The sequence below is a fragment of the Pseudomonas sp. SDT291_1_S447 genome, assembly GCF_054070155.1.
Genome location: NZ_JBSVXS010000131.1, coordinates 1 through 13,935 on the forward strand (window position 1 = coordinate 1; position 13,935 = coordinate 13,935).

The following is a 13,935-nucleotide window of genomic DNA, read 5'->3' on the forward strand; positions in this document are numbered from 1 at the left end:
TACAGGATGTACGCCGTACCCATGCAGGAGCTGCCGGAGGCTGCGATCTTTTGCTTCTATAGCGGCAAATACCGACTCAACAACGCCCGCAACGCCGCCGGCTTCACCGGTTTGGCCAGATAATCCAGCCCCGCCGCATGCACCTGCGCAACCATCTCCGGTCGCCCGTCAGCACTGATGACCACTCCCGGCACCGGCTCACCCAGATGCGTGCGCAACCACGCCATCAACTCGGTGCCGGTATCCCCGTGATCGAGGTGATAGTCGACCAGCGCCACTTGCGGTCGCACGCCGTCGTTCAACAACGCCGCGCATTCCTCACGATTACGCGCCGTCCATACCTGACAGCCCCAGCGGCTCAATAAGCTGTTCATGCCGATCAGAATGCTGTCTTCGTTGTCGATGCACAGTACTTGCGCGCCGCTCAGCAATTTGCCACTCAATTCAACCGCGGCGCTCGCCGGCACGGCTTGTGAGCGAGCCAGCGGCACGCTGACGCTGAACACGCTGCCGCGGCCTGGCCACGAACGTACACGCAAAGTGTGGCCGAGCACCCGGCACAAGCCATCGGCAATTGCCAAACCCAGCCCGAGGCCTTTTTCGGCGCGGGTCTGATGGCTGTCGAGGCGCTTGAACTCCTCGAAAATCACCTGCTGTTTATCTTCCGGAATCCCTGGCCCGCGATCCCACACCTCCAGGCACAACTCGCCGCCACGTCGACGCACACCCAACAGCACCGGCCCTTTGGCGTAGCGAAATGCGTTGGTGAGGAAGTTCTGCAGAATTCGTCTGAGCAATTTGATGTCGCTGTCGATGCGCAGATGACTGCCGCGTACACGGAAGGTCAATCCCTGTTCCTGTGCCAGTGCCTTGAACTCGGCACCGAGAGTGTCGAACAGCTCATTGACCGCAAACGGCTTGCGATCGGGGTTGATCTTGCCGTTTTCCAGTCGGGAGATATCCAGCAGATCGCTGATCAGGTCCTCGGCCGAGCGCAACGAGCTGTCGAGGTGTTGCACCAGTTTCTGCGCCTCGTTACTCAAACCGTCGTCCTGATGGGAGAGGGCGGCGGAGAACAGGCGGGCGGCGTTCAGCGGCTGCATCAAGTCATGGCTGACCGCAGCGAGGAAGCGGGTTTTCGACTGGTTGGCGGCTTCGGCGGTGCCTTTGGCTTCGGTTAGCGCGACGTTGAGTTGCGACAGTTCCTGAGTGCGTTCGCTGACCCGTTGCTCAAGCCCTTCGTTGGCTTCGGTCAACGCCTGCTCGGCTTCGCGGAACGCAGTGATGTCGGTGAAACTCATGACGAAACCGCCACCGGGCATCGGGTTGCCGATCAGCTCGATCACCCGGCCGTTGGGGAACAAACGTTCAGAGGTATGCGCGCGGCCCTGACGCATCCAGTGCAAACGCCGGGCAACGTGGACTTCCGCTTCACCGGGGCCGCACAAACCGCGCTCGGCGTTGTAGCGGATGATGTCGGCAATCGGTCGGCCAACGCTGATCAAACCGTCCGGGTAGTTGAACAGTTCCAGATAGCGACGGTTCCAGGCCACCAGTTTCAGCGACTGGTCGACCACGCTGATGCCTTGGGTGATGTTCTCGATCGCACCTTGCAGCAGAGCGCGGTTGAACTGCAGTACCTCGGAGGCTTCGTCGGCGATTCGGACGACGTCTTCCAGTTGCATTTCCCGACCTTCGATGGCGGCTTTTACTACAGCACGCGTCGAAGAAGCGCCAAGCACACCGGCCAACAAGCGCTCGGTATGGGCAATCCATTCGCCGTCGGCATTCTGGTTCGGGTTGAAGCCTTTGCCTTGGCGATAGGCGAAGCGAATGAAGCTCTGGCGCGCACGTTCTTCGCCGACGAAACGCGCGGCCAATTGCAGCAAATCGTCGATCTGCACCGCCAGCATCGAGCGTGCACTCGGCCGTGCGCTGATCTCTTGACCGATGAAACGCCCGGCCTGCCAATGCTCCGACACGCGCGTGCGGGATAACACCGAAACCCAGGCAAACAGGGTGAAGTTACCGGCCAGCGACAACACCACACCTTGGGTCAGCGGGGTGATCGGCAGGTTCAGCGGATTACTGTGCAGCCACGCCAGCCCCGGAAAACTGCTCAGCGACCAACCGAGACTGTGCGCGGCAATCGGCAGGATCAACGTGTAGAACCAGAGGAAAGTGCCCGCCGCCAAACCTGCGAAAACGCCGCGACGGTTGGCCTGTTTCCAGTACAAGGCACCGAGCATGGCGGGCGCCAGTTGAGTCACGGCGGCGAAGGCGATCTGGCCGATGGTCGCCAGACTCGCGGTCGAGCCGAGCAAGCGATAGCTGACGTACGCCAGCAACAGAATCACCACGATGCTCACGCGCCGCACCGACAACATCCACTGGCGGAACACTTCGAACGGGCGCTCGGCGTTATTTCTGCGCAGCAACCACGGCAACAGCATGTCGTTGGAGACCATGGTCGACAGCGCCACACTGGCGACAATCACCATGCCGGTTGCCGCTGATGCGCCACCGATAAACGCCAGCATCGCCAGCGCCGGATGCGCCTGCGCCAAGGGCAGGCTGATCACGAAGGAGTCGGGCAGTACGTCGCTGGGCAGCAGCATCTGACCGGCCAGCGCGATCGGGACTACAAACAATGCGGCCAGCGCGAGATAGGCAGGAAACACCCATTTGGCCAGCCGCAGATCCTGCGGATCAATGTTCTCCACCACCGTCACATGGAACTGCCGGGGCAGACAGATGATCGCCATCATCGCCACGCCGGTCTGCACCACCATCGACGGCCAATTGATGGTTTCTTTCCAGTATTCCTCCAAGCGCGGGGCGAGCATGGCCTGGTTGAACAGGTCATCGAAACCGTCATACAGGCCATAGGTGACGAAGGCGCCAACGGCGAGAAAGGCGAACAGTTTGACCAGCGATTCGAAAGCAATTGCCAGCACCATGCCCCGGTGGTGTTCGGTGGCATCGAGGTTGCGCGTACCAAAAACGATGGTGAACAGCGCCAGCACCAGCGACACGATCAGCGCGGTGTCCTGCGCACGAGTGCCCATGGCATCGGCACCGGCGCCGATCAACAGATTTACGCCGAGGACGATGCCTTTGAGTTGCAGGGCAATGTAGGGGAGGACGCCGACCAGACAGATCAGCGCTACGACCACTGCCAGCGATTGCGATTTGCCGTAACGCGCGGCGATAAAGTCAGCGATGGAGGTGATGTTCTCCTGTTTGCTGATCATCACCATTTTTTGCAGGACCCACGGCGCGCCCACTAACAGCAGGATCGGCCCGAGGTAAATCGGCAGGAATGACCACAATTGCTCGGCGGCTTGACCGACTGCGCCGAAGAACGTCCAGCTGGTGCAATAAACTGCCAGCGACAGGCTGTACACCCAGGCACGCACGCGCGGCGGCAACGGCGCGCTGCGCCGGTCGCCGTAGAAGGCGATGGCGAACATGATGGCCATATAGGCCAGGGCGACGGCGGCGATCAGCCCGGTGGACAGCGACATGCAACACTCCCGACAAAAGACTCCCCGGCACTCCTGCCCGGGCGGACAGTCTCGCATGCGCGGGGCGGTTAGTCAGTGTCGACCAAGGTCGTGGCGTGGCGGGGTGTCGCAGGGCGAGAACCGGGTGGTTTTTGCGGTGACCGGTCGGGCCTCATCGCTGGCAAGCCAGCTCCCACAGTTACTCGGGTGAGCACAAAATCCGGATTCGCTGAAGCTCCCTGTGGGAGCTGGCTTGCCAGCGATGGCGTCAGTCCTGCTGCAATGCAATCTCGATCAGCCGATGCAGCTCATCCGCCTCCAGCGCCGCCGCCGAAAACAGAATCCGGAACACCACTGGCGCGACCACCAGATTGATCAACCGATCGACACTTGGCGCCGCTTCATCCGGATGCCGCTCAATGATCGTCTGCAATTGCGCGCCAATGATCGTCACGCAATACCCCGGCGTAGCGCTCGCCTGCACGTCGCGCATCATATTGCGCCCAGGCTCCGAACTCATCTCGTCGAGATACTGCTCGGCCCACGCACGAATATCACTGCGCAAGCTGCCGGTCTGCGCCGGCTCGCTGTCCGGGCGCATGCGGGCGAGGGCGACGTCTGCCAGCAACGCGGACAGATCACCCCAACGCCGGTAAATCGTCGATGGCGTCACCCCGGCGCGAGCGGCGATTTGCGGGACGGTCACGGTCGAGCGCTCCTGTTCCTGCAGGAGCGCACGGACTGCCGAATGAATTGCATCTTGCACCCGGGCACTGCGGCCGCCGGGGCGTAAACCTTCTTTAATAGCCATGCGGCAGACCTTAACACAAAGAATTTGCTTTAAGCGCAAGGCAGTAGCACACTCCGCAAAAGCAAAAAATTAGCTTTTGCGGAGTGTGCCCATGATCAGCCTTGCTTCCAATCGATCCAGCCTGTGGTTTCTGGCGATCACCTTACTCAGTTTTCTCGCTGCTTCCACGGCGCCGACGCCGCTGTATCACTTGTATCAGGATCAACTGCATTTCTCGGCAGCTGTTCTGACCCTGATTTTCGGCGTCTACGCCCTAAGCCTGTTGGCGGCGCTATTAACTGTCGGCTCGCTGTCCGATCACCTGGGACGCAAACCGGTGATCTTCACCGCCGTGCTGCTCAACGCGCTGGCGATGCTGCTGTTTATCTATGCCGACAGCGTGGCGTGGCTGATCAGCGCACGTGTTCTGCAAGGATTTGCCACCGGCATGGCCACCGCTGTTTTAAGCGCGACCCTGCTCGACACGGATCGTCAGCAGGGGCCGCTGATCAACAGTGTCGCGCCGTTGCTCGGCATGGCCTTGGGCGGCATGGGTTGCGGTTTGTTGGCCGAATTTGCGCCGGCACCGCTGCAACTGACCTATTGGCTGCTGCTCGCACTGTTTGTATTGCAGGGCATTTATGTGTGGCGTCTGCCGGAAAGCGTTACGCCGCAAGCCGGAGCGTGGGCATCGTTGCGGCCGACTTTGCATGTGCCGGTGCAGGCACGTTCAACGTTGTGGCGAGTGTTGCCGCTGAACACCGCAACCTGGGCGCTCGGCGGTTTCTACGCCTCCCTCGCGCCATCGCTGGTGCGCACCGCCACCGGTTCGACTTCCAATCTGATCGGCGGCGCAACCGTGGCTGCCCTGACGGTGACCGGTGCATTGATGATTTTCATGATGCGCAATCGTCCCGCCGCGCGAGCATTGCAGTTGGGCGCGAGCCTGCTGCCGATCGGTCTGGTGTTGATTCTGCTGGGCGTGCACAGCGCCAGTCTGTCGGTGTTTTTCCTCGGCACGCTGGTCGCCGGTTGCGGCTTTGGTTCGGGATTTCTCGGTGCCGTGCGCAGCCTCGTGCCGCTGGCTTTGCCTCACGAGCGGGCGGGGTTGATGGCGGCGTATTACGTGCTCAGTTATCTGGCGTTCTGTCTGCCGGCGTTGTTGGCGGGGCATTTGACTCGTTTATTTGGGCTTTTAGTCACTTCTGAGGGTTACTGTTTGGTACTGATAGTGTTGGCGCTTGCCGCATTAATAGCAGGTTTTATTAGGTTTTCTGATGTTGAGGCCGGAATCAGGATTGAAGATGTTTAAGCATGGGGTTAATTTGTTGTAACTTTTTGATGTTATTGGGTTTAGGTAGATGCAAAAAGCATACGGACGCTCCTTGGAAGATTTTGAACCGCTCAGAGATGCAGAGCGGAGGTTGTTAGATGGTATTTCTCGTGGTAGGGGAACTGTGATTTCATCAGAGGTTCCGGAGTCTGTCACACCAGAAAATTCCATTCGGGCTGGTTTTTTAAGGTTTTTAGCTTTAGGTGGTGATGACTCTGCACCAATTCATGAGCATGGGATTATGCTCAGTGGTGCCTTTATTGAAGGGCGCCTTAATTTAGATTCGGCGATTGTTCCTGTCTCAGTGAAATTGAGGAAGTGCAGGTTTGAGGAGAGTCTATGTTTTTCATATACCCGCTTTCAGCGCGCTGTTAGTTTTAATTATTGCTGCGTGTCGGGGGTGGAGTCTAGTCAGGCTGTAATAGATGGCGATTTGTCTTTCATTAATGTGGTATCAAGTGCTCGAATTGAATTAAGGTCGGTTAGGGTTTCTGGGTCTATATATTTTTCTGGTGCAGAGCTTTTTGGTTCGAAAAATCATGCGCTATTTCTTGATGGTGCTAAGGTCGAAGGCGACCTATGCCTTGACTCTGGATTTGTTGCTAGAGATGAAGTTCGTTTAATTGGTGCTAGAGTCGAAGGGCAGGTTAACTGTCATAATGGAAGCTTCTTGGGGGGGGTGCCATTATGTCTGGATGCGGTGACTGTAGGGGGAGGTATTCTTCTCTCAAATGGATTTAAATCCGTGGGGGAAGTTAGCTTGATTGGTGCAGTAGTTTCAGGCTGTGTTGATTTTGATGGAGGAAGGTTTGTTAATCCTGAAGCTATGGCTATTGTTGCTGAGGGGATGCACGTTACGGGAGATATTTTTTTAAGAGGGGCAAATGTTGAGGGTCAGATCTGTCTGGTTGGATCGCGAGTGTCTGGAGACCTGACGTTATACTCTTCGATAATCGGTTCGTTGAATGCTAATAGGGTTGTGGTTGAAGGTGAATTCATTCTTTGTGAGATAAATCCGCCACTAAGTTCAGTGTCACTGGTTGGTGCAAGAGTTTCTGTGCTGAACGACGATTCATCCTCGTGGGGGAGTGACCTCGAGTTAAACGGATTTATCTATGATTTTATTGATGTTGATGCATCAATGTCTGTGGAAAATCGAATTTTGTGGCTAGACAAACAACAGAAAAAACATAGCGCGGGCGGCCGATTTTCATTTGGGCCTCAACCTTGGCGGCAGCTAAAAAATCGCCTCGAGGAAATGGGGCATGTAGAAGAAGCTAATGAGGTTGGTATCGCGTTTGAAAATAGAATGCGGGAATTTTGTTTGATTGGGCAAACACCTAAAGGTTTGGGAATTATTCGTCGCTTTACCTATACACAGCTAGCAAGGTTTATGCATATTTGCTACGGTAAGTTGACCGGGTATGGCTATCAGCCAATGCTCTTGCTTCGGTGGTTTTTTGCTGTTTGGATTTGTTGTGCGGTTATATACTGGGTGGCGGCCAGTTGTTTTGCTGTTTTTGCACCAAGTAATCCTCTTGTTTTTCAAAACCCTGCGTATAGCGCGTGTCGACCTACATTGTCCGTTGTGGAAAAGAAGGATAGTGGAGGGTATGTTGGGAACTGGTATCTTTGCGATGCTTTGCCTGAAGAATATACAGGATTCAGTCCGATTGCGTTTTCTCTCGACTTGTTACTTCCTTTGGTGGACTTGCATCAGGAAAATGATTGGGCTCCACTGATTTCTACTCCAAAAAGTAATGCTGTTGACGAATTGTTGGGTTTTTTCAGTGTCAAGCGGCTTGTTCGATTCGTTATGTGGTGTGAAATCCTAGCAGGGTGGGGGTTTAGTTTGTTATTTGTTGCTATGGTTTCTGGGTTGGCGAGGAGGAAGAGCTAAAGGTGCGGGATTTTTTAGTCAAATTGTTTATGCCTGTTATAAATATCGATAAGTGGATTTTTGCGTGTTGAACTCATGACATGGATCATATTATGAAAATTATCCGCAGTATGTCCTTCACCGCCGAGCGCGCCTGGGGCGCGCTGGACATCGCCAACATGAACGGCATCACCACGCGCCTGCACTGGACGGATCAGCCGTACAAATGGCACGTCAACGATGGCGAGGAAGTGTTTGTGGTGCTCGATGGCCAAGTGCTGATGCATTACCGCGAGCAGGGCGAAGAAAAACAGGTGCAGCTGGATGTCGGCGACATCTTCTATGCGAGCGTCGGCACCGAGCACGTCGCCCATCCAAAAGGCGCGGCGCGGATTCTGGTGATCGAAAAAGAAGGCAGCGTCTGACTGCTTATTGGTAAAACAGATAACAGTTAGAGATATTACCCGTTATATAGATATTCGATTCGGTTCTACCATGGACTCAACCTCACCAGAGGACAGGAGTTCATGATGATTTGCCCCAACAGTGCGAAACCCGGCATCAAGCCGCTCAGTCAGCTTCAGCATCCACGGGAAGTGATCCGCCAGTTCACCCCGAATTGGTTCGCTGCCACCATGGGCACGGGTGTGCTGGCGTTGGCGCTGGCGCAATTGCCTTTGGTCATTCCAGGCCTGCATGCCATCGCCGAAGGTTTGTGGTTGTTCAACATTCTGTTGTTCAGCCTGTTTACCGCTGCGTACGCTGCGCGCTGGATCTTGTTCTTCGATGAAGCGCGGCGGATTTTCGGCCACTCCACGGTATCGATGTTCTTCGGCACGATTCCGATGGGCCTGGCGACGATCATCAACGGCTTTCTGTTGTTTGGTCTGCCGCGCTGGGGCGACGGCGTGATTCATCTCGCCGAAGTGTTGTGGTGGATTGATGTGGCCATGTCACTGGCTTGCGGCGTGTTGATTCCGTACATGATGTTTACCCGTCAGGAACACAGCATCGACCAGATGACCGCCGTTTGGCTGCTGCCGGTAGTCGCAGCCGAAGTGGCAGCGGCCAGTGGCGGTTTACTCGCGCCGCATCTCCCCGATGCCCACTCGCAACTGGTGGTGCTGACGACAAGCTACGTGCTCTGGGCCTTTTCCCTACCGGTAGCGTTCAGCATTCTGACGATTCTGCTGCTGCGCATGGCTCTGCATAAACTGCCCCACGAAAACATGGCCGCTTCGAGCTGGCTGGCCCTAGGCCCGATCGGCACCGGTGCGCTGGGCATGTTGCTGTTGGGCGGTGATGCACCAGCGATCTTCGCGGCGAACGGTCTGCCGGGCATCGGTGAAATTGCCTCGGGTCTGGGACTTATTGCCGGGATTACGCTGTGGGGCTTTGGTCTGTGGTGGATGCTGATGGCGCTGCTGATCACCTTGCGTTACTTGCGTGACGGCATTCCGTTCAACCTCGGCTGGTGGGGATTCACCTTCCCGTTGGGCGTGTATTCGCTGGCAACCCTGAAACTGGCGAGCACTCTGAACCTGACGTTTTTCAGCGTCGTCGGCACGCTGTTGGTGATGTTGCTGGCGGTGATGTGGCTGATTGTCGGCAAACGCACCGTGCAAGGTGCGTGGCGTGGCGAGCTGTTTGTCTCGCCGTGCATCGCAGGTTTGAAGAAATAACCTGAAAGTTTTAGGTAAGGTGTGGCCTGGATCGCGGTTCGAGAATCCAATAAGCAGTACCCAGGCCTCTCTACCTTAAACATCAGGGAAACACGGAAGATGAGTCACCCCTCACAGTTCAACCTGCTGCGCACCCGGCGCTTCCTGCCATTCTTCATCACGCAGTCCCTTGGCGCGTTCAACGACAACGTGTTCAAGCAGTCGCTGATCCTCGCCATTCTCTACCGGCTGACCATCGAGGGTGACCGTTCGATCTGGGTCAACCTGTGTGCGTTGCTGTTTATCCTGCCGTTTTTTCTGTTCTCTGCACTGGCCGGGCAGTTTGGTGAAAAGTTCGCCAAGGACGCGCTGATTCGTCTGATCAAACTCGCGGAAATCGCGATCATGGCCGTAGGATCGGTCGGTTTCCTCTTCGATCATTTGTCGCTGATGCTGGTGGCGCTATTCGCCATGGGCACGCATTCGGCGCTGTTCGGGCCGGTGAAATATTCGATCCTGCCGCAAGCGTTGCGCGAGGAGGAGCTGGTGGGCGGCAACGGCCTGGTGGAAATGGGCACGTTTCTGGCGATTCTCGCCGGGACGATTGGCGCCGGGGTCATCATGTCTTCCTCGCACTACGCGCCGCTGGTGTCCTGCGCGATCGTCGGGATTGCCGTGCTGGGCTATCTGGCCAGCCGCAGCATTCCCCGTGCAGCGGCGTCCTCCCCGGAAATGCGCCTGAACTGGAATATCTTCAGCCAGTCGTGGGCGACGTTGAAACTCGGTTTGGGCCAGACGCCGGCGGTGTCGCGCTCGATTGTCGGCAACTCGTGGTTCTGGTTTGTCGGGGCGATTTACCTGACGCAGATTCCGGCCTATGCCAAAGAGTGGATGCACGGTGATGAGACCGTGGTCACCCTGATTCTGACGGTGTTCTCGGTCGGTATCGCGCTCGGCTCGATGCTCTGCGAGAAGCTGTCTGGGCGCAAAGTCGAGATCGGCCTGGTGCCGTTCGGCTCGTTTGGTCTGACCGTGTTCGGTTTGCTGTTGTGGTGGCATTCCGGCGGAATTCCCGACAGCGTCACCGGCCACAGCTGGATTGAAGTGCTCGGTTTCGTGCACACATGGGCAGTGTTGATTGACATCCTCGGCCTCGGCATCTTCGGTGGTTTCTACATCGTGCCGCTGTATGCCTTGATCCAGTCACGTACCGCTGAAAACGAGCGCGCGCGGGTGATTGCCGCCAACAACATTCTCAACGCGCTGTTTATGGTGGTCTCGGCCATCGTCTCGATCGTGCTGCTGAGTGTGGCCAAGCTGTCGATCCCGCAGTTGTTCCTCGTGGTGTCGCTGCTGAATATCGGCGTCAACGCCTACATCTTCAAAATCGTCCCCGAGTTCAGCATGCGTTTCATGATCTGGCTGCTCAGCCATTCCATGTACCGCGTCGAGCACCGTAACCTTGAGGCGATTCCCGATGAAGGCGCGGCATTGCTGGTGTGCAACCACGTGTCGTTCGTCGATGCCTTGCTGATTGGCGGTGCAGTGCGTCGGCCGATTCGCTTTGTCATGTACTACAAGATCTACAACTTGCCGGTACTGAACTTTATCTTCCGCACGGCGGGGACAATTCCGATTGCCGGACGTAATGAAGACATCCAGATTTACGAAAAGGCCTTCACCCGGATTGCTCAATATCTGAAGGACGGCGAGCTGGTGTGCATCTTCCCGGAAGGCAAGTTGACCGCCGACGGCGAGATGAACGAATTCCGGGGCGGGCTGACGCGGATTCTCGAGGAGACGCCGGTACCGGTGATTCCGCTGGCGTTGCAGGGGTTGTGGGGGAGTTTCTTCAGTCGCGATCCGAATAAAGGTGTGTTTCGGCGGTTGTGGTCGCGGGTGACGTTGGTGGCGGGAGCGCCGGTAGGCATTGATGTGGCTGAGCCGGCGAAGTTGCAGGGGTTGGTCGGGGAGTTGCGCGGGGCTGTCAGATAGTCGCTGATTGTGTTGGCGTTATCGCGAGCAGGCTCACTCCTACATTTGAAATGCGTTTCCCTGTAGGAGTGAGCCTGCTCGCGATTGCGGTAGATGCCTAAGCGCTGACCTTAAGGCCAATCAACCCGGTAATGATCAACGCCACACTGGCCAGCCGAATCAACGCCATCGACTCGCCAAACAGAATGATCCCGGCAATCACCGTGCCCACGGCACCAACACCGGTCCAGATCGCATAGGCCGTACCCAGCGGCAATTCCTTCATCGCAAGGCCAAGCAGGCCAAGGCTGATGGCCATGGCCGCAACGGTCAGTGCGGTGGGGAGTGGGCGGGTGAAGCCGTCGGTGTATTTCAGGCCGACGGCCCAGCCGACTTCGAACAGGCCGGCGAAAAACAGAATGATCCAGGACATGCAAGACCTCCATCGATTGACGGGGTCGTCCCCAGATTAATGACTCGATCGAGCCGCAGGGTCGTCCCCGCGTTGCGCGCTAGTTTGACGAGCATTAACCCGGGGATCAAGTTTGCGCCTCAGTCGGCCGTTTGTTGCGCCAGCGAATCGCGATCTTCCTTTTCACTCATGCGCCGGAAGTACGTCGACAGCAGTGCCCCGGAAATGTTGTGCCAGACGCTGAACAGCGCGCTTGGCACTGCCGCCAATGGCGAAAAATGCGCACTGGCCAACGCCGCGCCCAATCCCGAATTCTGCATGCCCACCTCCAGCGCCAGCGATTTGCGCTGGGCCAGCGGCAACTTGAACAGGCGCCCGGTGAAGTAGCCCAGCAAATAACCGAAGCTGTTGTGCAGCATCACTACGGCCATGATCAGCAGACCGGATTCGGCGATTTTCGCCTGGCTGGCGGCCACGACGGCGGTGACGATAATGACGATGCTGACCACCGACACCAGCGGCAACACATCGACGGCGTGACGAACCTTGTCGCCGAGCAAACGCTGGGCAACCACGCCAAGGATGATCGGCAGCAACACCACTTGCAGGATTGACCAGAATAGCTCCATGAACGACACCGGCAGCCACGCCGAAGCCAGCAGCCAGATCAGCGCCGGGGTCAGCAGCGGGGCGAGGAGGGTGGTGACGGCAGCAATGGCGACCGACAACGCCAGATCACCGCGAGCCAGCCAGGTCATCACGTTGGACGACGTGCCGCTTGGGCAGCAGCCGACCAGAATCACCCCGACGGCGATTTCCGGCGGCAGATGAAACACCTGGCAAAGCAACCACGCCACACCGGGCATGATCACGAAATGGGCAACCACGCCCAGCGCCACACGCCACGGGTGGCGGGCAACAGCGGCGAAGTCGTCGAGTTTGAGGGTCAGGCCCATGCCGAACATGACCAGCCCGAGCAACGGTACGATCGCGCTTTTCAGGCCGAGGAACCACGCCGGTTGCAGAAACGCAATCACAGCAAAAATCAGAACCCAGTAAGCGAAGGTGTTGCCGACAAAGCGGCTGAGTGCAGCCAGTGCGCGCATGGCTTGATCCTTATTATTAAATGAACACCACAAAACAAATGTAGGAGTGAGCCTGCTCGCGATAGCGATCTTTCAATCAACACATAAGTTGAATGTCAGTCCCTCATCGCGAGCAGGCTCACTCCTACAGTTTGGACATCACACGGCTTTAGATGCCTTGAGGAGTCTCTTCCCCACCCAACGCTTCCACCAGAGCCGGCAGGAAGTCGCCGAACGTCAGCATCATCAGCGTGAAGCTGGCATCCAGTTGCCCCAGCGCCTCATCACCACCGTCCTGTTCTGCCTGATCCTGCAACAGATCTTCGAACTTCAGACGTTTAACGGTCATCTTGTCATCGAGCATGAACGACAGCTTGTCCTGCCATGCCAGCGACAACTGAGTGACCACTTTGCCGGTGCTCAGGTGCAGCTGGATTTCTTCGCTGGTCAGGTCCTGCCGCTTGCAACGCACGATGCCGCCGTCTTCGTGGGTGTCGCGCAGTTCGCACTCGTCCAGTACATAGAAGTCGTCGGCGGCTTTTTGCGTGGTGACCCATTCGGTCATGGTCGCGGTAGGCGACATTTTCACGGTCAGCGGACGAACGGGCAGGGTGCCGATCACTTCACGCAGGGTCGACAGCAGGTCTTCGGCACGTTTCGGGCTGGCCGAGTTGACCAGGATCAGACCCTGTTTCGGCGCGATGGCGGCGAAGGTCGACGAGCGACGGATAAAGGCGCGCGGCAGGAACGCCTGGATGATTTCATCCTTGATCTGGTCGCGTTCCTTCTTATAGACCTTGCGCATCTGCTCGGCTTCGATCTCTTCGACCTTTTCCTTGACCGCGTCACGCACGACGCTGCCCGGCAGAATGCGTTCTTCTTTACGCGCAGAAATCAGCAGGAAGTCACCGCTGACGTGCACCAGCGGAGCATCTTCGCCTTTGCCGAACGGCGCGACGAAACCGTAGGTGGTCAACTCCTGGCTTGCACATGGACGCGCCAGTTTGGTGGCCAGTGCAGTTTCCAGCGCCTCGGCATCGACAGGCAGGTCTTGGGTCAGGCGATAGATAAGCAGGTTTTTGAACCACATGGGGTGAGTCTCTCCTTTATACAAAGGGGGGCATTATTGTCTTCGCCGTCTCATAGGCCAACCCTTCTCTAAGCCTTTGGAAGGCCTGAGAAAATTATTTAAAAAAGTGCTTGCCAGAGGTTGGGTCGCTCCGTAGAATGCGCGCCACACCGAAGCGAAGGGTGATTAGCTCAGCTGGGAGAGCGTCTGCCTTACAAGCAGAATG

Annotated in this window: 10 protein-coding genes; 5 read left to right on the top strand and 5 right to left on the bottom strand. The window is 57.2% G+C overall.

The features are described 5' to 3' along the window. Nucleotides 1-56: 56 nt before the first annotated feature. Complete coding sequence (locus ACW9IR_RS25305) at nt 57-3,527, bottom strand: hybrid sensor histidine kinase/response regulator (RefSeq protein ID WP_102900833.1); 3,471 nt, start codon at nt 3,525-3,527, stop codon at nt 57-59. Nucleotides 3,528-3,774: 247 nt separating this feature from the next. Beyond that, entirely contained in the window at nt 3,775-4,317 is a 543-nt protein-coding gene (locus tag ACW9IR_RS25310) for a TetR/AcrR family transcriptional regulator (protein WP_110720810.1), read from the bottom strand. Nucleotides 4,318-4,408: 91 nt separating this feature from the next. Here ACW9IR_RS25310 and ACW9IR_RS25315 point away from each other — a divergent pair, with 91 nt between their 5' ends. From ACW9IR_RS25315 to ACW9IR_RS25335, 5 genes are all read left to right on the top strand, one after another. Next, nucleotides 4,409-5,608: an MFS transporter gene (locus tag ACW9IR_RS25315; RefSeq protein WP_457465369.1), complete on the top strand. Its 1,200-nt coding sequence runs from the start codon at nt 4,409-4,411 to the stop codon at nt 5,606-5,608. Between the two features lie 73 nt (nt 5,609-5,681). Beyond that, nucleotides 5,682-7,529, top strand: coding sequence for a membrane-associated oxidoreductase (locus ACW9IR_RS25320; RefSeq protein ID WP_457465371.1), 1,848 nt, complete (start codon nt 5,682-5,684; stop codon nt 7,527-7,529). Nucleotides 7,530-7,621: 92 nt separating this feature from the next. Then, on the top strand, nt 7,622-7,933 hold the full coding sequence (locus ACW9IR_RS25325) for a cupin domain-containing protein (RefSeq protein ID WP_457465373.1): 312 nt from the start codon (nt 7,622-7,624) through the stop codon (nt 7,931-7,933). 105 nt (nt 7,934-8,038) lie between these two features. Then, complete coding sequence (locus ACW9IR_RS25330; RefSeq protein WP_457465374.1) at nt 8,039-9,190, top strand: TDT family transporter; 1,152 nt, start codon at nt 8,039-8,041, stop codon at nt 9,188-9,190. Between the two features lie 99 nt (nt 9,191-9,289). After that, the gene (locus tag ACW9IR_RS25335) at nt 9,290-11,164 is read left to right on the top strand and encodes an MFS transporter (protein ID WP_457465376.1); all 1,875 of its coding nucleotides are present in this window, start codon (nt 9,290-9,292) and stop codon (nt 11,162-11,164) included. A 97-nt stretch (nt 11,165-11,261) separates the two neighbouring features. Here ACW9IR_RS25335 and sugE read toward each other — a convergent pair whose 3' ends face one another. The 3 genes from sugE to rdgC all read right to left on the bottom strand — a co-directional run bounded on the left by sugE (nt 11,262) and on the right by rdgC (nt 13,730). Next, nucleotides 11,262-11,576, bottom strand: coding sequence for a quaternary ammonium compound efflux SMR transporter SugE (gene sugE / locus ACW9IR_RS25340; protein WP_320337248.1), 315 nt, complete (start codon nt 11,574-11,576; stop codon nt 11,262-11,264). 119 nt (nt 11,577-11,695) lie between these two features. Further along, nucleotides 11,696-12,661 (bottom strand): bile acid:sodium symporter family protein, encoded by a 966-nt coding sequence (locus tag ACW9IR_RS25345; protein WP_457465378.1) that lies wholly within the window; start codon nt 12,659-12,661, stop codon nt 11,696-11,698. Nucleotides 12,662-12,809: 148 nt separating this feature from the next. Further along, a complete protein-coding gene (rdgC, locus tag ACW9IR_RS25350) occupies nt 12,810-13,730 on the bottom strand; it encodes a recombination-associated protein RdgC (protein ID WP_007919763.1) in 921 nt (306 codons plus the stop codon). Nucleotides 13,731-13,935: the final 205 nt, after the last annotated feature.

What these genes read in the sequence shown, in the direction of transcription:
- ACW9IR_RS25305 (WP_102900833.1), bottom strand. Translation starts at nt 3,527, where the DNA reads ATGTCGCTGTCCACCGGGCTGATCGCCGCCGTCGCCCTGGCCTATATG.
- ACW9IR_RS25310 (WP_110720810.1), bottom strand. Translation starts at nt 4,317, where the DNA reads ATGGCTATTAAAGAAGGTTTACGCCCCGGCGGCCGCAGTGCCCGGGTG.
- ACW9IR_RS25315 (WP_457465369.1), top strand. Translation starts at nt 4,409, where the DNA reads ATGATCAGCCTTGCTTCCAATCGATCCAGCCTGTGGTTTCTGGCGATC.
- ACW9IR_RS25325 (WP_457465373.1), top strand. Translation starts at nt 7,622, where the DNA reads ATGAAAATTATCCGCAGTATGTCCTTCACCGCCGAGCGCGCCTGGGGC.
- ACW9IR_RS25330 (WP_457465374.1), top strand. Translation starts at nt 8,039, where the DNA reads ATGATTTGCCCCAACAGTGCGAAACCCGGCATCAAGCCGCTCAGTCAG.
- ACW9IR_RS25335 (WP_457465376.1), top strand. Translation starts at nt 9,290, where the DNA reads ATGAGTCACCCCTCACAGTTCAACCTGCTGCGCACCCGGCGCTTCCTG.
- sugE (WP_320337248.1), bottom strand. Translation starts at nt 11,576, where the DNA reads ATGTCCTGGATCATTCTGTTTTTCGCCGGCCTGTTCGAAGTCGGCTGG.
- ACW9IR_RS25345 (WP_457465378.1), bottom strand. Translation starts at nt 12,661, where the DNA reads ATGCGCGCACTGGCTGCACTCAGCCGCTTTGTCGGCAACACCTTCGCT.
- rdgC (WP_007919763.1), bottom strand. Translation starts at nt 13,730, where the DNA reads ATGTGGTTCAAAAACCTGCTTATCTATCGCCTGACCCAAGACCTGCCT.